Origin of the sequence: Gilvimarinus gilvus, assembly GCF_030518155.1 — a bacterium.
Lineage (GTDB): Bacteria > Pseudomonadota > Gammaproteobacteria > Pseudomonadales > Cellvibrionaceae > Gilvimarinus > Gilvimarinus gilvus.
Genome location: NZ_JAULRU010000617.1, coordinates 161,189 through 178,065, shown reverse-complemented (window position 1 = coordinate 178,065; position 16,877 = coordinate 161,189). Strand labels below are relative to the sequence as shown.

Genomic DNA, 16,877 nt, shown 5'->3' with positions numbered 1-16,877 from the left:
TAGATTTGATGATGACTATAGTGATTACCCCGAGGAGGAGATCCCATTGCAAGGCGATTATAGCGAAGATGTGTGCAACCCTATTGAAAGCTGGCGATTGACGACTGTGGCGAAGCAGAAAAGTGGTCTTGGTCGCGGATTACTTATTGCAGGGAGGCTGCTGAACCGCTCACTGAAGCGGATCAAGGAGCTTGTAGGTTCCGTTTGGTATTGGCGTGCGCGGGTCTTTAAAGCGCCACCTTCCGGCTTACCTCCATTTTTTCTACATGTAGGGTTGCCCAAAACAGCCACTACAACCCTACAGAACACCTTATTGAACCAGCATTCTGGTATTTGTTACTTGGGGAAGCGCAGTGGTTCGAAAGCGGAAAAGCAGTGTTCCACAGATGAAATATACCGTGCCTTGCGGCCTATTCTTTGGCACCGCAATGAACCTACCGACATAGGTTATGTACAATCTGTGTTGCAGACCTATTCAAAAGCACAGGGTCCAGAAAAGCCTATTTTGGGGTCATGGGAAGGGCTGCTTATTAAACCACCTATGCAATTTCGGGCTTTATTGCGTGAGCTACAAAATGTGACGGGTGACGTTAGAGTGGTAGCCACGCTGCGTAACCCGCTAAAGCGTCTACCCTCAGCTTACTTGCATGCAATTAAGGCCTGTGTGCGGCACGGTACTCACTACACCATTCCGAAAGGTAGGGTGTTCATATCCTTTGATGAATGGCTGGCAGGGACGCACCGACCATCGGCGATACATGACCCCCGGTTTGACTTCGATAAGAATCTGCGCTTTGCAGCAAAGTTCCTGGGTAAGGAGAAATTGGGTGTATTCCTGATGGAAGACATGATTGAGGATCATCAGGCCTATTTCGCTCGTATACTGGATTTTTTGGGCGTTGAAGACTCTGGAATGCTCTATGAGCGCAAGCATCTAAACGAGGCGTTTACGACTGCGCAGCTGGAGTTTCTTCAGGCTATTGAAGGCTCCGACGCTGAGCGGGCGCGGTGGCTGGCGCTAGATAGCGGCGAGCGCCATCGTCGCATGGCTGCAGTGGCGCGGGAGGATAACGCTGATAAATGTAAGATTACCCTGAGCGACAACCAGCGAGAATTGATTGCGGGTCGCAGCCGAGATCTGAACCGCTGGTTGGTGGATACTTACAATCTTGATTTGGAGCGCCATGGGTACCCGCTGTGAGTGATACGATGCAAGCGCCGCGCCGGATTTTTATAGAGTGCACTCATACTTATTTTGTTGGCGGCAGTAGCGGTATTCGCCGAGTGGCGCGCAACTTGGCTAACTCCCACAAGACCGCCTCCAGCGATGAAGCGCAGCTAGTGCCGTTGGTCTGGGCCGGGCGCTGTTTTTTGACCCCGCGGTGGCCGCTTACCGAAGCGGCGCACCCCTTTGTAACATGGGGGGGCAGAGTGTTGAGTTTGGCTTCGCAGGTGATTGGTACGGTAGCAAGGTGGCCGCTTTTAACTCATATACGGGAGCCGCTCAAAGAGAGTCTGCGCAAATTACACCAGAAGCGGCATAGGCGGAAACAGCCTGGCAGCTCTTCTCAGGCTGGGACCGAACCACCCTCGCAGGGCTCGCGCGGTAATTCTGATGGGTTTTATCGCGTATTCGGTTTATTGATGTGGCCCTTGGGATTTCTTTGGGTGAAGCGGGTACGCTTTAGCCGTGGGGATATTGTGATTCTAGTGGACTCCACCTGGGACTCTCCCGCCATGCTTGAGGCCTTGTTCAGTGCCCGCGAGCGCGAGGGTATTCAGGTTGCGCCGATGTTACACGACCTGTTTCCGCTGACCTTGCCGCAGATGTGCCAAGCCCGCACCGTCGCCGGCTACACCGGTTGGTTTCAGCAGGTGTCGGAGCGGGCGGATTTTTTTATTACTAATTCTGCTGCCACCACACAAGCGTTAAAGGGCCATCTACAACTGGCCGGAGCGGCGCGTGCTCGCGAACTACCAGCGGGCAATTTTCGGCTGGGAGCAGAACTACACCAAGAGGCTCAGGCGTTGACGGGGTCTAACCCACTGGAGGCCTTGTCGGGGTTTGTAGTGCTCGCGGTAGGCACGATCGAGCCGCGCAAGAATTATAAGATCATCCTGGATGCACTGGACTTGCTGTGGGAGACGCACGATGTGAGTTTGGTCATTGTCGGGCGCCCGGGTTGGTCCAGCGAAAGCGTCATGGCGCGTTTGCGTGAACACCCTCAGAAAGGACAGCAATTAATGCATCTGGACGACGCGGACGACGCCACGCTCAATGCGTGCTACAGGCGCGCGGATGCGCTGGTTTGTGCCTCTTGGGCCGAGGGTTTTGGGTTGCCCATTGTTGAGGGGCTACGCCACGGAGCGCCTGTGGTGGCCTCTGACATAGATGTCTTTCGGGAAGTGGGCGGCGAGCATTGCCGTTATTTTGCTCCAGACCGGCCGGAGGCGTTGGTCGCAGCGCTACAACAGCTGGTGCAACAGTGGCAGCAGGGTGCCCCGGTAAGGCAAGAAGAATGTGATCTGGCCATCAGCTGGCAAGAGAGCGCTATTCAGTTTCGCGACGAGGTTTTGCGTTTGGCGGATGCAGCTTCGCGCAGTACCGCGAGTGTTTGTTCGGCGGCCCGGTCCCAGCAAAAGCGCGACGCTTGAGTCCCGGCTGCGTTGGCCAACTGAGTGCGCAATGAAGAATCCTGGGCAATGCGCTGCAAGCCTACCGCTATGGAGCTTGTGTTCAAAGGGTCTATCAGTAAGCCGGCCGGCCCGGCTACCTCGGGCATGCTGGCCGTGTTAGAGGTTATTACGGGTAGGCCCGCCTGCAAGGCCTCGACAATGGGTAGACCGAAGCCTTCGTAGAGTGAGGGCATCACCAGGCACAGAGCATTGGCATACAGGGTGGCCAGTTGTGTGTCCGGTACGGATCCCAGTAAATGAATGCGCCCGTTTAGTTCCTGTTGGTTAATCAGAGCTCGCAGATTTTCACCCCCCCAGCCATGCCCCCCTGCAATCACCAATGGTGGTAAATTCCTCTGTGTCTTGCTTGCCCTAGCGTAGCCTTCGAGCAATCGTGGCAGGTTCTTGCGCGGTTCGGGCGTTCCCACAAACAAAAAGTAGCCTCCCTTTTTTAATTGCGGGTTAATATCGGCCAAAGGGCCTGGCGGTGGCAGGGCTTCGGCTGCGCCGTGAATCACGCTGATTCGGGGTTGGGCTTTAGGCCAGCGGGTGGCAATATCGCCGGCGGTTGCCTCGGAGACGGATATAACCCGCTCGGCGCAGGCGACAGAGTGCCCCATTAGGTTGCGATCTAATAGGCGGGTGCTGTGGCGCAGGGTTTCGGGGGCGCGGGCCCAGGCGAGGTCGTGGATGGTGACAACCCCGGCGGTGCTCGCGGGCAGCCAGAGTGGCAATCGGTGCGCGGGTGCCCAAAATGCATCAGGTTTGTCGAGCCAACACCAGTAAGGTAGCGAAAGTATTGGTGACAGTATTCGGCCGGGATGCACTGGCAGGTGGTCTTGCCGCAGGCGGGCAGGGTCTGGCAGTTTGGCGCACGCCGAGACAGAGCGCGCATACAAATACCACTCAATTTCATCGCCCGTATTGACCATCATTCGCGGTAGCAGCGCGCGCAGGTATCGGCCCAGCCCGCCATTGCGGCTGGATAACAGGCTGCAATCAACCGCTACACGCAATGGGGTAGGGTCAGTCATGGTGAGCGGTGGGCTTAGTCATACACAAAATACCGCGAGGCGTTGTAAGTTTTGGCAGCACGTCTCGCAGCGGTGGCTGGCAGTTGCCCGGCAGGTTGGACTTGCCGGCCGCTAGCCAGATAATGGCATCCACGGCAGCCATTTTTTTGGGCGACACCGGGCCATCAATAACGTATACAGAGTGGGGCAGCAAATTATATTTTAAGCGTCGCAAGGCAAACTTTTGTTCGCCATCTGCAGTCGCAATGATTCTGTGGGGCTGTGCATCGAGCACGGTATTTACCTGTCGCGCTAGCTTTAGGGTGGCGTCGTCATTCGCCAAATCCAGAGCCTCGGGGGTTTGGGTCTTGGCATAGTGTGCCTGGGTAGCCATGGCCTGGTGATAACTGTTGAGCAGCCAGCGCGCATCCAGCAGCAGCCAGGCCGATAGGGCTACGCCCAGAAATGGCATCAGCGGAGCGGTTGCCCCGTTGATTAGGCGCAGAGCCAGCCAACACAACAGTACCCATCCCCCCGCGAGTAAAGTCAGTGATGGTAGGCTCGACTCTGTGCTCAACGTGATGCGGTTGATTGACGCTTGTGTCCAGAGGTCGGGGGTGAGCCAGTTGGCGATAGCAATATGCAGGCGTGCAAGTGCTGTTAATGGCGAGAGTGTCATTTGCTGCAAAGACACGGGATGGTTTGGGTTTGGGTAGAGGATTAGCCCTACCTCGGTAATTTCACCTTGCCAGTTTTCGTTATCACTGAGCGTAACAGGGCCGGCGCCCAGTACTAGGTCACGGATAAAGGGTTGGCTTGGGTTGGCGGCGGTGCGCCAGAACAAGCTTTGTACGTCTTGGCCTGCCCCGTCTATATTGGCGTCAAGTAGGTCAAACGTTGCTGCGTCAAATTGTACCGGCCCAGTCGTAATAATGGCGCGCCCTTCTGTGGCTGGTGCCAGCTGTAGTTTAGTTGGTAGTTGGCGCACTGGGCCGTATACGGCGTGCAGTTGCTGTGCGCTAAAGTTCAGCGCGGGTTCTGGGCTGCTCGCCGGGCTTGCAGTCGAAGTTAGCCAGATAAAAATAATAAGCAATGTGCAAAGTGAGCTGGCTGATATTGCCAATGCTGTGCGCCCCCAGCGCTTAAATGGGGTTGGCGTGAAGTGGGCACATATCAAGCAGACCAACGCGAATATCAAGAAGGGAGTCACTTGCAGTAGCAATCGGCTAGCGGCGGTAATAATCCAGCTGCCCGCATGGGTGGCTCCAAATAGGACTAACTGGCTCAATAGTATTAGCGCTAATAGCGACCCAAAAGCTTTGGCCGTAATACGTGCCGGTGACTGGGGAAGTAAGGCAAGCAGTAAGGCGCCGGGCAACAAGTACCAGAGAATGTGCCAGCTGTCCGCAATCCAGAGTAGCTTTGCGTACTGGCTGAAGTCTGGATTCATTTGTAATTGGATGCGGGACAGGCCATAAGCCAGTGCTCCCAGTGAGAGCGTTATTGTCAGTACCAATTTGGTGGGTGCTAGCTGGCGCCCGCGCATTAATCCGATCAGCAGCAGGCCACAAGCCAGCCAGATTATGGCATCGTGTTTTACGAGCAGCCCTAACACTGCCGCTGCTAGCCCCAGTACGAGTTGACCGCGATGCTCTTCTAACAGCCCACGGGCGATGGCAATCAATCCCAGCCCACTGAAACCTGCGAGCCATAGGTCGGCGTAGCCAGCCAGCGCTATATGTGTGTGCAGAAGAGGTAGCGATAATAGCAGTGCGGCGGCCAGGGGGCCGGCCAGGTGCCGCCCTGTAGCGGCTACTGCCTGCCCCCAGAGCGCAAGGCCCAGGGCGACAGCGGCTGGCAGTGCGGGCCAGGTCACCCGGTTGTCCTGCCAGCTACCCAGTATACTTGCGGACCACCAGGATTGTGCCGGTAGCAGCCAGGGGTAGTGGTGACCTTGCACCGTGTAAGCGTCAACATTGGGGTCGCGGAGGTTGAGCCACTGATTGGGAGGGAGCATGTCCACTGGGGCACCGCTGAAATACCAGGCCTTGGCAGTATAAGCCCAGGTCTGCCAGGCGTCCCAGGGGTAAACCGGGCGCCAGTACAGTTCGAAGGCCGCGAAGCCCAAATGCAAAGCCATCAGTGCCAGCAATAGTGCCGTTAGCCAGCGTTCGCATCGAGTAGTGGAGTGTAATAATAGTGGCTTGTCTGCCGGTAGGCGTCGTACCGTTCGGGTAGCGCCCACAGTGACAACCAGTGTCAGAGTGGTCAAACACACTAGTAGGCCTATTGTTGTGGCCAGCCAGGTAAACAGTGAAGCGAGAAAGGCGCATGCGGTTAACAGGGCGGCGCCGAGAAAATAGCCGTAGCCAAGCCACCCGGCCAGGGTGAGGCTCAATCTCTCGCGCAGTGGTCGCAGGGCTACAGCTCCCGCCACCCACGGCAAGAGTAGGGCAATAGGTAACAGCAAAGCGTTCATGGTGCGGAGGAGTGGTCGTCGTTTTTGTTGCGTCGCTGGAGGTTGCCTTCAAGAATTGCAAGCCGCTGAATTAGGCGCTGCTGTTGCACCTCAAGGCGCGCCTGATCAATATCCATTAGTAAGATTTTGATAACCAGCACAGCGATTATGGCCACTATTGCGAGTACCGGTGGGTAACCAACACCGAGTAATTTCGCTAACCAGTCTACGAAGGAAGGGGCGAAGCCCAAGCCGGCGAATGCCAGCGCCACGAATAGCCAAAAAACGCCGTGGCGAACATGCAGCTTGTCCCGCCGTATTAGAAACAGGATGGTTGCCGCCACCAGCAACCCGATTGAGGCACTGATCCATAAGATCATGTCTTACTCTCCATTGGCCGGCCCAGTTTGCGCTTGGAAAGGCCCAGTACTAAGGTCTGCAGCATATAGCGGCCCACTACCAGCCAAGAGTGGAAAATACGCGAAGAGCCGCCGCAGCGTTCTTGCATTTGCACGGGTACGTCCAGCAGAGTCAGCTTGGCGGCCTGCAGGCGCAGCAGCACGCCAACATCCTGATAGTCAAATAAAGTAGCGCGCGGGTCGGCCAGCTGCTGCATTGCCCGCCGGTTGTACACCCTGAAGCCGGAGGTGATGTCCTCCATGCGCAGGCCGGATGTTGTCTTCATCATCATCCAGGCTACCAGCCGTAAGCGAGACACGCGTTCGGGACAAGTGCCTATTGCGACGTCGGCGTCGCCATGTAAGACGGGTTTTAGTAGCTCAGGTAGCGATTCTGGCTCGTGCTGGCCGTCGGCATCCAGTGAGACGACGATGTCGAAGTTTTGCTGCAGGAAATAGCGAATGCCGGTTTGTGTCGCCCCCCAGGCACCCAGCCGGGCCGCCAGTGGCAACACTTGGGCACCAGCTTCAGTCGCGATTTGCACGGTGTCATCTTCGCTGCAGTCATCGATGACCACAACGGGGTAATTGCATCTTAGTCGCAGGGCAGAGATTACCCTGCCAATGGCATCGGCTTCATTGAGTGCTGGGATGACGACGCCAACTTTGGGTGGACAACTGGCTCGAGCGGTCACATAACATCCTATTTGTGTGTGCTTTTTTTGAAAGCGAGCGAGTATAGGTGAGACGCTAAGTATATTCTATGGTTGGGAAGGGATTCCATGGTTATTTGGCTTCCATTCCAGTCAATTCGCTGTAGATTTTTGCTATCGTGTCCGCTGAGGCGTCAATGCAGAATTGCTCCGTAAAGCGTTTCAGTCCGATTTCGCCCATCGATTTGCACAGGGGCCGGTTTGCCGCCAGCCGGTTTAGGGCTTCAGCGAGTGCGCCGCTATCGTTTGGCGGCACTACCAGGCCGTTAAGATCATTCTGCACAACCCAGGGCATACCTGTGCCCGGCACGTCAGTCACAACGCAAGCTTTGCCTCGGGCCATGGCCTCTAACAGTACTACGCCAAACGCTTCGGTGCGTTCTATAGAAGGCAGACACAGGCAGTCGCTCGCTCTAAGCCGCTGATCCAATTCGCCCTCAGACAGGTTACCCAGCAGAGCGACTCGGTCGCTTAGTTGTAAATCGTCAATCAGGGCGCTGAGCTCGTGTCTACATTCTCCGTCACCTATGAGGCCCAGTGTCACCTGTGGGCACTGGGTGAGAGCTCGAAGTAGTACCTCAAAACCCTTGTAATAGGTTAGGCGGCCCACGGCAATTAGTTGCAGAGGTGAGTTTTGCTCTGTCGCTGCCGTCTGGTCACTGCTCACAGGTGCCGGTTCACGAATGCCTAAAGGCACTACCCGGCTACGCTCAAGAAAGGGTTTCAACGGCGCGCTGCTCCGCATATATGGTGGAGATGTGGTGACAATCACCGCTGCTCGGCGCAGCACCCACCGTTCAAATGGCCTGTAAATTCGGTAAAACCATCGAATACCTCGGTGCAGCGCGCCTACCGGTACATCGGCATGCCAGTGTACAACCCAGGGTATTCGGCGGGCCCGCGGTAAAAACAGCGCCCAAAAGGCCGAGACATTGGGCATATGTAAGTGCAGTACGGAGGGGGATTCCTCGCGCAGTAGGCGGTTTAATTGCCACGCAAACCCGGGGCTGATAGGCGTGAATAAAAGGTTGGCCCAGACTGCTGCTCTCACCACTGTAGGGCTGTTCCCAGTAGTCTCACCTGGATCGGTTTGTTTCTCGTCGGCTGAGCTTTCGGGTGAATCATGGACCAATGCTATGCAGCGAACTCCTTGGTGCTGCAGCGCCGTTAGAAGATCACGCAGGTAGGTTTCCATGCCGCCACGATGAGGCGGGTAAAATTTGCCCACGTGCAAGGCGGTAATGGTCTTAGAAGAATCTGAAGTCAATTGCAGGTGTCCGCTGGGCTTTTTCAATGTGTAAAAAGTACCACCTGGCTCGGGGGCTGTCTATTTCGCCATTAGCAGGCTGTTGAAAAACCCCTTAGGTACTCAGACTCTCAGGCTGCTAGCTCTGGTGTGGCGCGAGTTGCGCTTTGGAGCTTTCAGGAGCCCAGCTTCAAATAGAGTTCCTAAAGGCTTTACTCTTGTGCGCAATCCTCAGGCGAAAGGTCTCGCAACATGTTCAGAGTCTGAGGTTCGCCAAGTTGATGGCAATGTTCCCAAGCAAGCTGCCAGCTGGTTAGGGCTTCCCCATAGCGACTTGAGTATCTGCGTATTTGGGGGTTTATTGCGTCCAAGTCTTGCCGGTCTGTCTCAATACCTTGGCGTAAGCGATTCAGGAGTTGCTGCATGTCTTCAGCCAAATAGGCTGGCGGATTCAATGTTTGTAGGTTTTTAATTAATTGTTTCGCCCAGTGTGCGCGATCACCTGCCAGATGACGGTAGTATTCGTCGGTCAATGAGCTTGTCGGTATCTCTGCGATTGCCTGTAGGGATTGCCCAAGCCATTGCAGGCGAATATTGGGGGAGGCGCTGGGTACGGCGTGGCGGAGTTTGCGTAGCGTTTTGGACAATAGGCGACTTGTGGAGATGCGGGCGGGTCTGCTAAGGGCATCCCGGTCATATTGCCGTCCATGCTCTGGTATGTGTTTGAGCATCCAGGGTAGCTGGGCGAATAAACTCTCGGGGTATACGCAACACACCAAATCCGCAAACAGTACATCTTCGCCGCGACCATTGGGAAATGTTGGCGGCATTAGTTCGCTGTTATCAATCCCCACCAGTGGTGAAAGAAGGCTGTGCCAAGGCAACAGCTTTTGTCCTTGGGGGTGTCGTGCCAGTAAGCGACTTGAAGTAAGCTGGCGATAATGCTCTTCACTTTCTAGGCATGGTGTCAGCTTTTCTGGGGGAAGTCCCAGTAGCCAGCTGCCTCCGCCAGTTCCAGGGTCCCCCAGCAAGCCATTTACACTGACTTTTACTTTTGCATTAGGCTTAAGGTTTGCTAAACCTGATCTTGAGATCGACTGCCAAAATGTTTCGGGCTTCGATGTCTGTTCGATCGCGGTGGACAATGATTGCCCCAGCCACTGGCTGTGGGCCTTCAGCGGATCCAGGTCCAGCACTGACCAAGCGTCTTCCATATCTTCTGGGGAGGAGTACATGGTCCAATCGACGTGCTCAGTGCTGGCAACGCTCATTTGCGAAAGATCTGTTGCATCACCGTAGGGCGTTAGCTGACCGTCATCGTCTATGACGGCCGTTTTGGTGCCTGCGCTAAGTAAAAGGGCCGTGTTAAATGTAGCTCCTGCGGTCATTTCTGGATCGTTTGGGTCTCCGTTTAGCCACCATCTAAGATCTTGCGCTTCGGCGCCCGAAATTTCTGCTAGAGCATCTGCTAACCGGTTACGGTCGGCCCGGGTTATATGAATTAAATCCGCTGGCAATTTCGCGCGGTATGAATTCAGCAGTACCCTGGTGCGCGCTATATCTGATTCCTCGCGTGCGTCGTCTATTACCACGAGTGTTTGTAACGAGGCGCCTGCACGCCCAGTCAGCGCACTTTGAAACAGGCGCTCAAGGGCTTGGGGGCAGCAATAGGTGCGCACATAGAGCGTTTTAATTCCTTCGGGCGCAGGCGTCGATGAGGGAGGGGCGGCAAAATTTTGGGAGAGCGAGTCTGCATCTACGAGCAATCCAAGGCTGATCAAATGGAGCAAGCCCTGGTGTAGCTGAAGTGCGTGAGCTTGGAGCTGTGGCATTTTTTTTATGGTTACATCAAGATGCTCTTCAAGGGAGCGCCATTGATCGCACAGCATTAGCGTTTGCGCCAAAGTCTCATGCACTGGTTGGGCTTGACTGCCATTTTGGGCAAGTACCAGCCGTTCGCCCTCGTGCAGTGGCCAGCTAAAGAAAGGGACTGCAATATATTTTGTGTGGGCGTTTGTTGGGGCGCTTTGCACAGCCAAAGATATCCTTTTCCGCAGATTTTAAGGGTTGTATAGAACAGCCCGATCGTGTCGGCTCATTCTACTTTGGCAACCAATGCTCGGCAAGGTGCGGTGTTCGTCGTTGTAAAGGTGCCATAGCGCATTTCGCGAAAAGCATGGTGAGTAATTCGAAGGAAGAATCAATCAATTGGGCAGGCGCCGGAGCTACCGGTAAGTGGCGGCTACTTAAGCCTGCCTATGCTCCCCGATTTGGTGCGTTCGTTTCAGCGATTAATGTTTGTTATGTCCATGTCCGGCAACCAATAGATGTGGGTTATGCTTGGTCGTAAAAAATGGCATAATTCGGATTTTTCAGAGTCCGGAGAAGACGCCCACGAATCATTGTCTGACGAGTTCGTGCGGACAACGAAATGGAGGTAAGCTCTTGTCCAGTAAGCGATTATTAATCTACAACGATATTAATCCCCTTTTAATCGATGAATACCCGTTAGCTGCGCGCGAGTTTCGTGTGGCTATTGGTGCAGGCTAGTGGTCCGTTAAAGTGATAATGGGCTTGCTTTGGGGGTATGTTTATTTAAACTCGAAATCATTAATTGCATGAACAGTTGTACGGCTGTAGCTACGGTTAGCAACAGTGACGTCGTAGGCGCCGGACAGCCTTATAGATTTTAGGACCAGTAATGAGCTTAGATGCAGAAAAAATAGAAATAGAACAGCTGGAAATGCTGATTTACGGCGGACGATATGAACATGCGGCGGCGCTGCTATTGCGATTATTAGATGCAATGACCGTGAAGGGACTGGCGTTTCGTCCCTCAGAGCATTTGCAGTCGGAAAGGGAGCAAGATCACGAGCGACGGCAAATGAATACGCGACTGGCGGGTGCGATTACCACAATGCTGGCATCGAAGAAATTTCTGCCACCGAAAGAAGGTTATATACTCTTGATGTCCTATAAAAGAACTCTGCGTTCTATTTTTATGGCGTCGGGGTTTGGCGATATGGACCATTTGCACTGGCATATGTTGAAGTATGACGCCAATGGGCAGGGGGTTGTGGAAAATCAGGGTGCACTGTTTAAATTGCTTTTGACAGTCACCCCTGGCTCTCCACAAGATGAAGGTCTTTATCGCCGCTGGATAAAAAGCTTGCCACTAGAGGTTTCTCTGCCATTCTGGCTCTCGTTTATCGATACAGATGTCGTGTTAGACGAAAAGTCTGATCAAACGCGGCAGCGCGTAGCGTCAATGTATTCTGACTTTAATTTGCCAGAGGACTTCGAGCTACCTAAAAACTTGCTACAGGGTGTCATTAACGCCTGGATGTTGTGCAGCTACATGGGGTACGAGGAGAAACACAAGCCAAAAATATTCCTAAACAAAATTCTTAAGCAATTTGCGGAAAAAAATGGTGTTAAGCCGCCTGTTATTGCAAAGCATCTTCCGCAATTGTGTACGGAGACGGGGCGCAAGCCGAAGCTGGTTGTGGGTTTGGAGAGATTTACCAGTTCACATGCAGTGTATCGTTGTTTCCGCAAGCGGATAGATGATCTTAGGCGATACTTTTACCTTATTGGAGTAGGGATTGAAGACCAGTTGGATGATACCTCTAAGCAAGCATTTGATGAGGTTTACACTTTTTCTGAGAATGAGCCCTTTAGCAATATTGCTAAAAAAATTGAGGCAATGCAGGCAGACGTACTCTACTTTCCTAGCTTGGGTATGGAGGTTTGGGCCGTTGTGTTGGCGCAATTTCGTTTCGCTCCAATTCAAATGATGTCGTTGGGCCACCCCGCAACCAGTATGTCACCTGTTATGGATTATGCGTTGGCGGAGAAAACGGACCCCAATATTTTTGGCGAGCGTGTCGTGTATTCGGATGAAAATGCCTCTTCGGTTGCGGTTCCTCACCCTGACGGCAATGACTTTTCATACAACCCACAGCCGGGTGAAAAAGTAAGAATTGGGGTTAATGCAAAGCTTTATAAAATCAATTATCGGCTGATTAAAGCCTGCCAGGAAATTGAGGCAAGGAGTGTCTCTCCGGTAGAGTTTGTATTCTTTCCCGCCAGCAGCGGTGTCACGCTGGATGCCTTCAAAGTTGAGCTTAGTCGGTATATAAGTGCAACGGTTTACCCGCCTGCCGCCTACCCAGAGTTTATTGATAATTTACGCACTTGCGATATGGTGTTGAACCCGTTCCCTTTCGGAAATACAAATGGGATTTTTGATTGTGCCCATATAGGCCTTCCCTTTGTTTGTATGGATGGTAAAGAGCCGCACTCGCGTGTAGACGTGCTATTAAGTGAGAAACTCGGTTACCCGGAATTCCTTCGCACTCATTCTTTGGAGGAATATATTCAGGCTGCCGTTAGGCTGGTAGATGACAAAGAGTTGAGGCAGGAAATCATTCAAGAGATACCCGCTAAGCGAGAAAGAAGCTCTCAGGGAACGAATGCAGTGAGTTTTGGTGAAGTGGTTTACAAGCTGTTTACTCACCATGACACGATTCAGGCAGGCGATGAGCGCTTGATTGATATTGATGGGTACTCTATGCCCGACTCGAAGACTGAATAATGGATAGAAAGCCGATACTTGTTACCAAACCTGCATTAGCGCCACTCGAGGAGTTTTTGCCATATCTGGAGGAAATCTGGGAGACTCGCTGGCTGACCAACTCTGGTCCTTTTCATCAGAAGCTAGAGGCAGCACTGGCGGAATATTTAAATGTTAAGCATGTTGTGCTTTGTAACAACGGAACATCGGCGTTATTGCTGGCGTTGCGAGTGCTGGGTTTGCAAGGGGAGGTGATTACTACCCCCTATTCATTTATTGCTACTGGGCACGCAATTATATGGGCCGGTTTAGAGCCTGTTTTTGTTGATATAGGCGCTGACAGTTGTAACCTAAATCCTGAGCACCTCGAAGCCGCGATAACTGAGCGTACAGCTGCGATAATGCCTGTACATTGCTATGGCAACCCCTGTGAGACAGAGGCAATCGGGCGCATTGCAAAAAAACACGGCATTCCCGTCGTATATGATGCTGCGCACGCGTTTGGAGTGGTAACCGAAAGCGGCTCATTGTTAAACGAAGGTGACCTTTCGGTTGTCAGTTTTCATGCTACTAAAGTGTTTAACACCTTTGAAGGTGGCGCGATAATTTGTCATGACGACGCTATGCGCAAAAAGTTGGAGTACTTGCGTAATTTTGGCTTCGAGGATGAAACGCATATTCCTGAAATAGGCGTTAATGCGAAGCTGAATGAGTTTCAGTCTGCGCTAGGGCTTTTACAATTGCAGCACTTGGAAGAGTGGTTGACCAAGCGTGCTGAGCTGTCCCGACTCTATTCTGAAGGCCTTAACGATGTAGTCGGCTTGCAGTGTGGCGCAAAGCCGTGGGCCAAAAAGCCCAACTACGCTTATTTCCCAATAATGATCAACGAGGAATATCCTTACAGTCGGGATGAGGTAGTGGATATGCTGCGGGCAAGGGAAGTTCATGTTCGTCGTTACTTTTACCCACTGATCACAGATTTTCCTTTGTACAGAAACGCGCGTTGCGTTCCAGCGTCTTTGCCAAATGCCAGGCGTTCAGCGGATAGCGTGATTTGTTTACCTATTTATCCCGACCTGCTTGCAGAAGATGTACGGCGCACCTGTGAGTACTTGCGATGCTGGGCGGTGCCGAAGTAGCTACTTGATTTACGAAAATCCATTTGTTGCGGCTTTGTGTAAGATGCTATTTGTATGGGGGCGCTACTCACTGAGCATGCAAGGGGTTTTTCAACAGCCTGCTAGCTCTCAGCCGTACATGCATATTGAGGCACGGGCCGGCCTGATCTTGAGCGATTAATGCCGACACCGTTCTAAATGGCGAATATCAGTGACTCACAAAATCCAGAAGAGTTGTGCCTAAAATACAGCTTCCTTTTTACTTTCTCCATCAGGAAGGTGTTGGGTCTTGTCAATGTCTTCGGGTTTGACGGTCGGCAGCTCCTCGCCGTAGGAGCCAAACAAGTACACGGTCTTAGAAATCATAACGGTTTCCCGTGGTGTGACTTGTTTGCAAAGCCCTGGCGAGTTCAAGCCCCTCGATGGCGCTTTCAAGCTTAAAAGTAGGGTTTTCTAAGCTGCTGCCATGCTGAATTGTTTGCGCTATGTCGTAATAGCAGTTTGCGAAGGCCTCGATAAATCCGGCGGGATGCCCGGCTTTAAAGCGGTTAATGTTTGGTGCTTGCGCCGCGAAGGCCTCTGGGGATAATCGGTCTAGCAGGTGCGTTTCACCTGATTGGTCGCTGAATATTAAAGCTTCCGGCTTCATTTGTACCCATTCTAAGGTACCTAATTCTCCAAATATTCTTACTTGTAAGCCGTTCCGGTAGCCTAGTGCCGCTTTTCCATACCAAGCGCTTAACGTGGAGCCGTCGTCGTAATCAATGAGCGCATCGACGTCGTCAATAAGGCCTGCTGAAAGCTGGCTTATGCTGCGCATGTTCGCAAATGCCGAGACAGGTTTGGCAGGGTTTAAGAATTTCATTAAGCTATGAATGTGCGTAAATAAATCCAGAGAGGCGCCGCAGATCTCCCCGTCGGAAAGTCGCCATTGTTGGATATTGCCTGGCGTCGACTCGTTCCTCATTCTGAGAAAACTGTCCTGAGGCATTTCAATCATTGCTCGATGAATTTTACCCAGCTTACCCTGCGCCAGCATGCTGCGCATTTCTTTAACCATGGGGTAACAGGTGTAATTGAATAATGTAAAAACCTGTTTTTTATTGTTTTCCAGCTTTTGTTTTAGCTGTAACGCTTGCTCTACCGTGCTAACAGTAGGCTTGTCCGTTATGACATTGATGCCGTAATCCAATATGTCGAATATCGCATTTGCATGTTGGTCGGTCGGTAGTGCAACGACTACTACATCAAGGTTGTCTTTTTCAGTGTCAAGGAGTTGTTTCAGATTGTCATAAACTCTACTGTTTTCTATGCAAAAGCTTTTCCCACTCCTTTCGTTCACCTCTTTGTCGCGGCTGAAGCAGCCGGCTACTAAGTCGAACTTGTGGTCCATGCGCATGGCTACATCATGTACTCTACCCACTGCGGAATTGATGCCCCCGCCGATGAGTGCCGTTCTAAGCGGTTGATTTTTGGCTTCACTGTTCATATTGGTGGGAAATTCCATAGTTCATACGTACATTCATGCGAGAGTGGTGTTTTCTTGTATTAGTTTATCTTTTACCTCAAGAAGATGCTCCTGAGATTCGCACTCGTAAAAAACAATAGCTTGTCTGGTTTCCTTGGCCTGCATGGCTTGTCCGGGCAGTGCAAGCGGTATTAAAGCTTTAATGGGGGCAGGATGGCTAAACTCCAGCCAAAAGTGGTTGAGGTTGGTTTTTGCTTTGACCGTCTGCCTTAGAATAAAAGGGCTGTGATTTTTGGGGCTTGGTTGGGGGCTTCGCCCTAGAAAACCGGCAACAAAATTTTTGATGTATGAGGTTGCACCGCTAAGCTCGATGAGTTGGCTGTATAAATCGCCTGGGCACCGGCGGGTAATTTCAACAAACCAAAATTTCTCACCATCGCTAATAAACTGAGTATGTATTAAGCCATCTGTTAGTTTAAGCTCTTTCGCTATAGACTCAACCTCTCGTTGAATGTTAGTTCTAATGTCGCTTGTAAGTGAGTAGTCTAAGTGGCTTATGTCTACGACAAACGGACAGACGCTGCAGGTTTCCTCAACGAAATGTTCGTCTATAACTTTCCCGTTGCTGAGAAACGCAGAGTGGCTGTATAGTTTTCCGTCAACAAACTCCTCAATAACCACTTCGCCGGTTGCTGACTGCGCGCACGCTTTGTTATAGGCAATTGTCAGCGCGTGCTCGGACGGTTTTTCTAAATGTGTTATGCCTTTTCCGCTAAATGAGTCTACCGGTTTTACAATAATTGGTAAGGATTGAATCGCGCTTGATTTATCAAATACCCTTGGTGCTGACAAGTTGTTCTGCCATAAGAAGTCGCGGAACATTTTTTTATTGTGCAGTGTTGCGTGAGCGGCGGGTGAGTCTAAACCGGGAAGTGTTCCCGAAGTGTTTAAGCTCAGGCAGCTTGAATAGGAAACATCTGTACAGCCAGGTACTGCATAATCAATTTTCTCATCATTGGCCACTTTCGCGAGCGCTTCAGAGTCGGAGTAATCAATTAATCTGTGACAGGTTCCTATACCGACCAAAGGGTCGCTACCCCGTGCGCCTACGGTCACAATATCATGCCCCTGACGCGTTAGCTCTCTGTAAATGGGCACTGCAGAAAAGGCTGCATCTACCAATAGGACTTTCGCCATTAAGTACCTTCTCG

The 16,877-nt window shown here is 52.2% G+C and carries 13 protein-coding genes; 4 read left to right on the top strand and 9 right to left on the bottom strand.

What is annotated here, in order from left to right; all coding sequences use genetic code 11:
- The first annotated feature begins 46 nt into the window (after nt 1-46).
- Together QWI17_RS15930 and QWI17_RS15925 are read left to right on the top strand one after the other, a co-directional pair.
- Nucleotides 47-1,201, top strand: a complete 1,155-nt coding sequence (locus QWI17_RS15930) for a hypothetical protein (RefSeq protein WP_302723508.1) — start codon at nt 47-49, stop codon at nt 1,199-1,201.
- On the top strand, nt 1,198-2,655 hold the full coding sequence (locus QWI17_RS15925; protein ID WP_302723507.1) for a glycosyltransferase family 4 protein: 1,458 nt from the start codon (nt 1,198-1,200) through the stop codon (nt 2,653-2,655). Before QWI17_RS15930 ends, QWI17_RS15925 begins: the two co-directional genes overlap by 4 nt.
- Here the strand turns inward: QWI17_RS15925 and QWI17_RS15920 are convergent.
- From QWI17_RS15920 to QWI17_RS15895, 6 genes are all read right to left on the bottom strand, one after another.
- Nucleotides 2,556-3,710, bottom strand: coding sequence for a glycosyltransferase family 4 protein (locus QWI17_RS15920; RefSeq protein ID WP_302723506.1), 1,155 nt, complete (start codon nt 3,708-3,710; stop codon nt 2,556-2,558). The genes QWI17_RS15925 and QWI17_RS15920 overlap by 100 nt on opposite strands.
- Nucleotides 3,703-6,168, bottom strand: a complete 2,466-nt coding sequence (locus QWI17_RS15915; protein ID WP_302723505.1) for a hypothetical protein — start codon at nt 6,166-6,168, stop codon at nt 3,703-3,705. The genes QWI17_RS15920 and QWI17_RS15915 overlap by 8 nt, the downstream gene beginning before the upstream one ends.
- Nucleotides 6,165-6,527 (bottom strand): DUF2304 domain-containing protein, encoded by a 363-nt coding sequence (locus QWI17_RS15910; RefSeq protein ID WP_302723504.1) that lies wholly within the window; start codon nt 6,525-6,527, stop codon nt 6,165-6,167. Before QWI17_RS15910 ends, QWI17_RS15915 begins: the two co-directional genes overlap by 4 nt.
- Entirely contained in the window at nt 6,524-7,240 is a 717-nt protein-coding gene (locus QWI17_RS15905) for a glycosyltransferase family 2 protein (protein ID WP_302723503.1), read from the bottom strand. Before QWI17_RS15905 ends, QWI17_RS15910 begins: the two co-directional genes overlap by 4 nt.
- Nucleotides 7,241-7,331: 91 nt before the next feature.
- Complete coding sequence (locus tag QWI17_RS15900) at nt 7,332-8,525, bottom strand: glycosyltransferase (protein ID WP_302723502.1); 1,194 nt, start codon at nt 8,523-8,525, stop codon at nt 7,332-7,334.
- A gap of 191 nt (nt 8,526-8,716) precedes the next feature.
- On the bottom strand, nt 8,717-10,537 hold the full coding sequence (locus tag QWI17_RS15895) for a hypothetical protein (RefSeq protein WP_302723501.1): 1,821 nt from the start codon (nt 10,535-10,537) through the stop codon (nt 8,717-8,719).
- A 668-nt stretch (nt 10,538-11,205) separates the two neighbouring features.
- On the opposite strand from QWI17_RS15895, the gene QWI17_RS15890 reads away from it, so the two are divergent.
- Together QWI17_RS15890 and QWI17_RS15885 are read left to right on the top strand one after the other, a co-directional pair.
- Nucleotides 11,206-13,101 (top strand): hypothetical protein, encoded by a 1,896-nt coding sequence (locus tag QWI17_RS15890; RefSeq protein WP_302723500.1) that lies wholly within the window; start codon nt 11,206-11,208, stop codon nt 13,099-13,101.
- Nucleotides 13,101-14,219 carry a DegT/DnrJ/EryC1/StrS family aminotransferase gene (locus tag QWI17_RS15885; protein WP_302723499.1) on the top strand — a complete coding sequence of 373 codons (1,119 nt, stop codon included), beginning with the start codon at nt 13,101-13,103 and terminating at the stop codon, nt 14,217-14,219. Before QWI17_RS15890 ends, QWI17_RS15885 begins: the two co-directional genes overlap by 1 nt.
- A gap of 219 nt (nt 14,220-14,438) precedes the next feature.
- Here the strand turns inward: QWI17_RS15885 and QWI17_RS15880 are convergent, their stop codons facing one another.
- From QWI17_RS15880 to QWI17_RS15870, 3 genes are read right to left on the bottom strand one after another with little or no spacing between them, the layout of a single operon-like run.
- Entirely contained in the window at nt 14,439-14,564 is a 126-nt protein-coding gene (locus QWI17_RS15880) for a hypothetical protein (RefSeq protein WP_302723498.1), read from the bottom strand.
- Entirely contained in the window at nt 14,554-15,705 is a 1,152-nt protein-coding gene (locus QWI17_RS15875) for a Gfo/Idh/MocA family protein (protein WP_302723497.1), read from the bottom strand. Before QWI17_RS15875 ends, QWI17_RS15880 begins: the two co-directional genes overlap by 11 nt.
- Before the next feature lie 15 nt (nt 15,706-15,720).
- Nucleotides 15,721-16,689 carry an ATP-grasp domain-containing protein gene (locus tag QWI17_RS15870; RefSeq protein WP_302723496.1) on the bottom strand — a complete coding sequence of 323 codons (969 nt, stop codon included), beginning with the start codon at nt 16,687-16,689 and terminating at the stop codon, nt 15,721-15,723.
- Nucleotides 16,690-16,877: the final 188 nt, after the last annotated feature.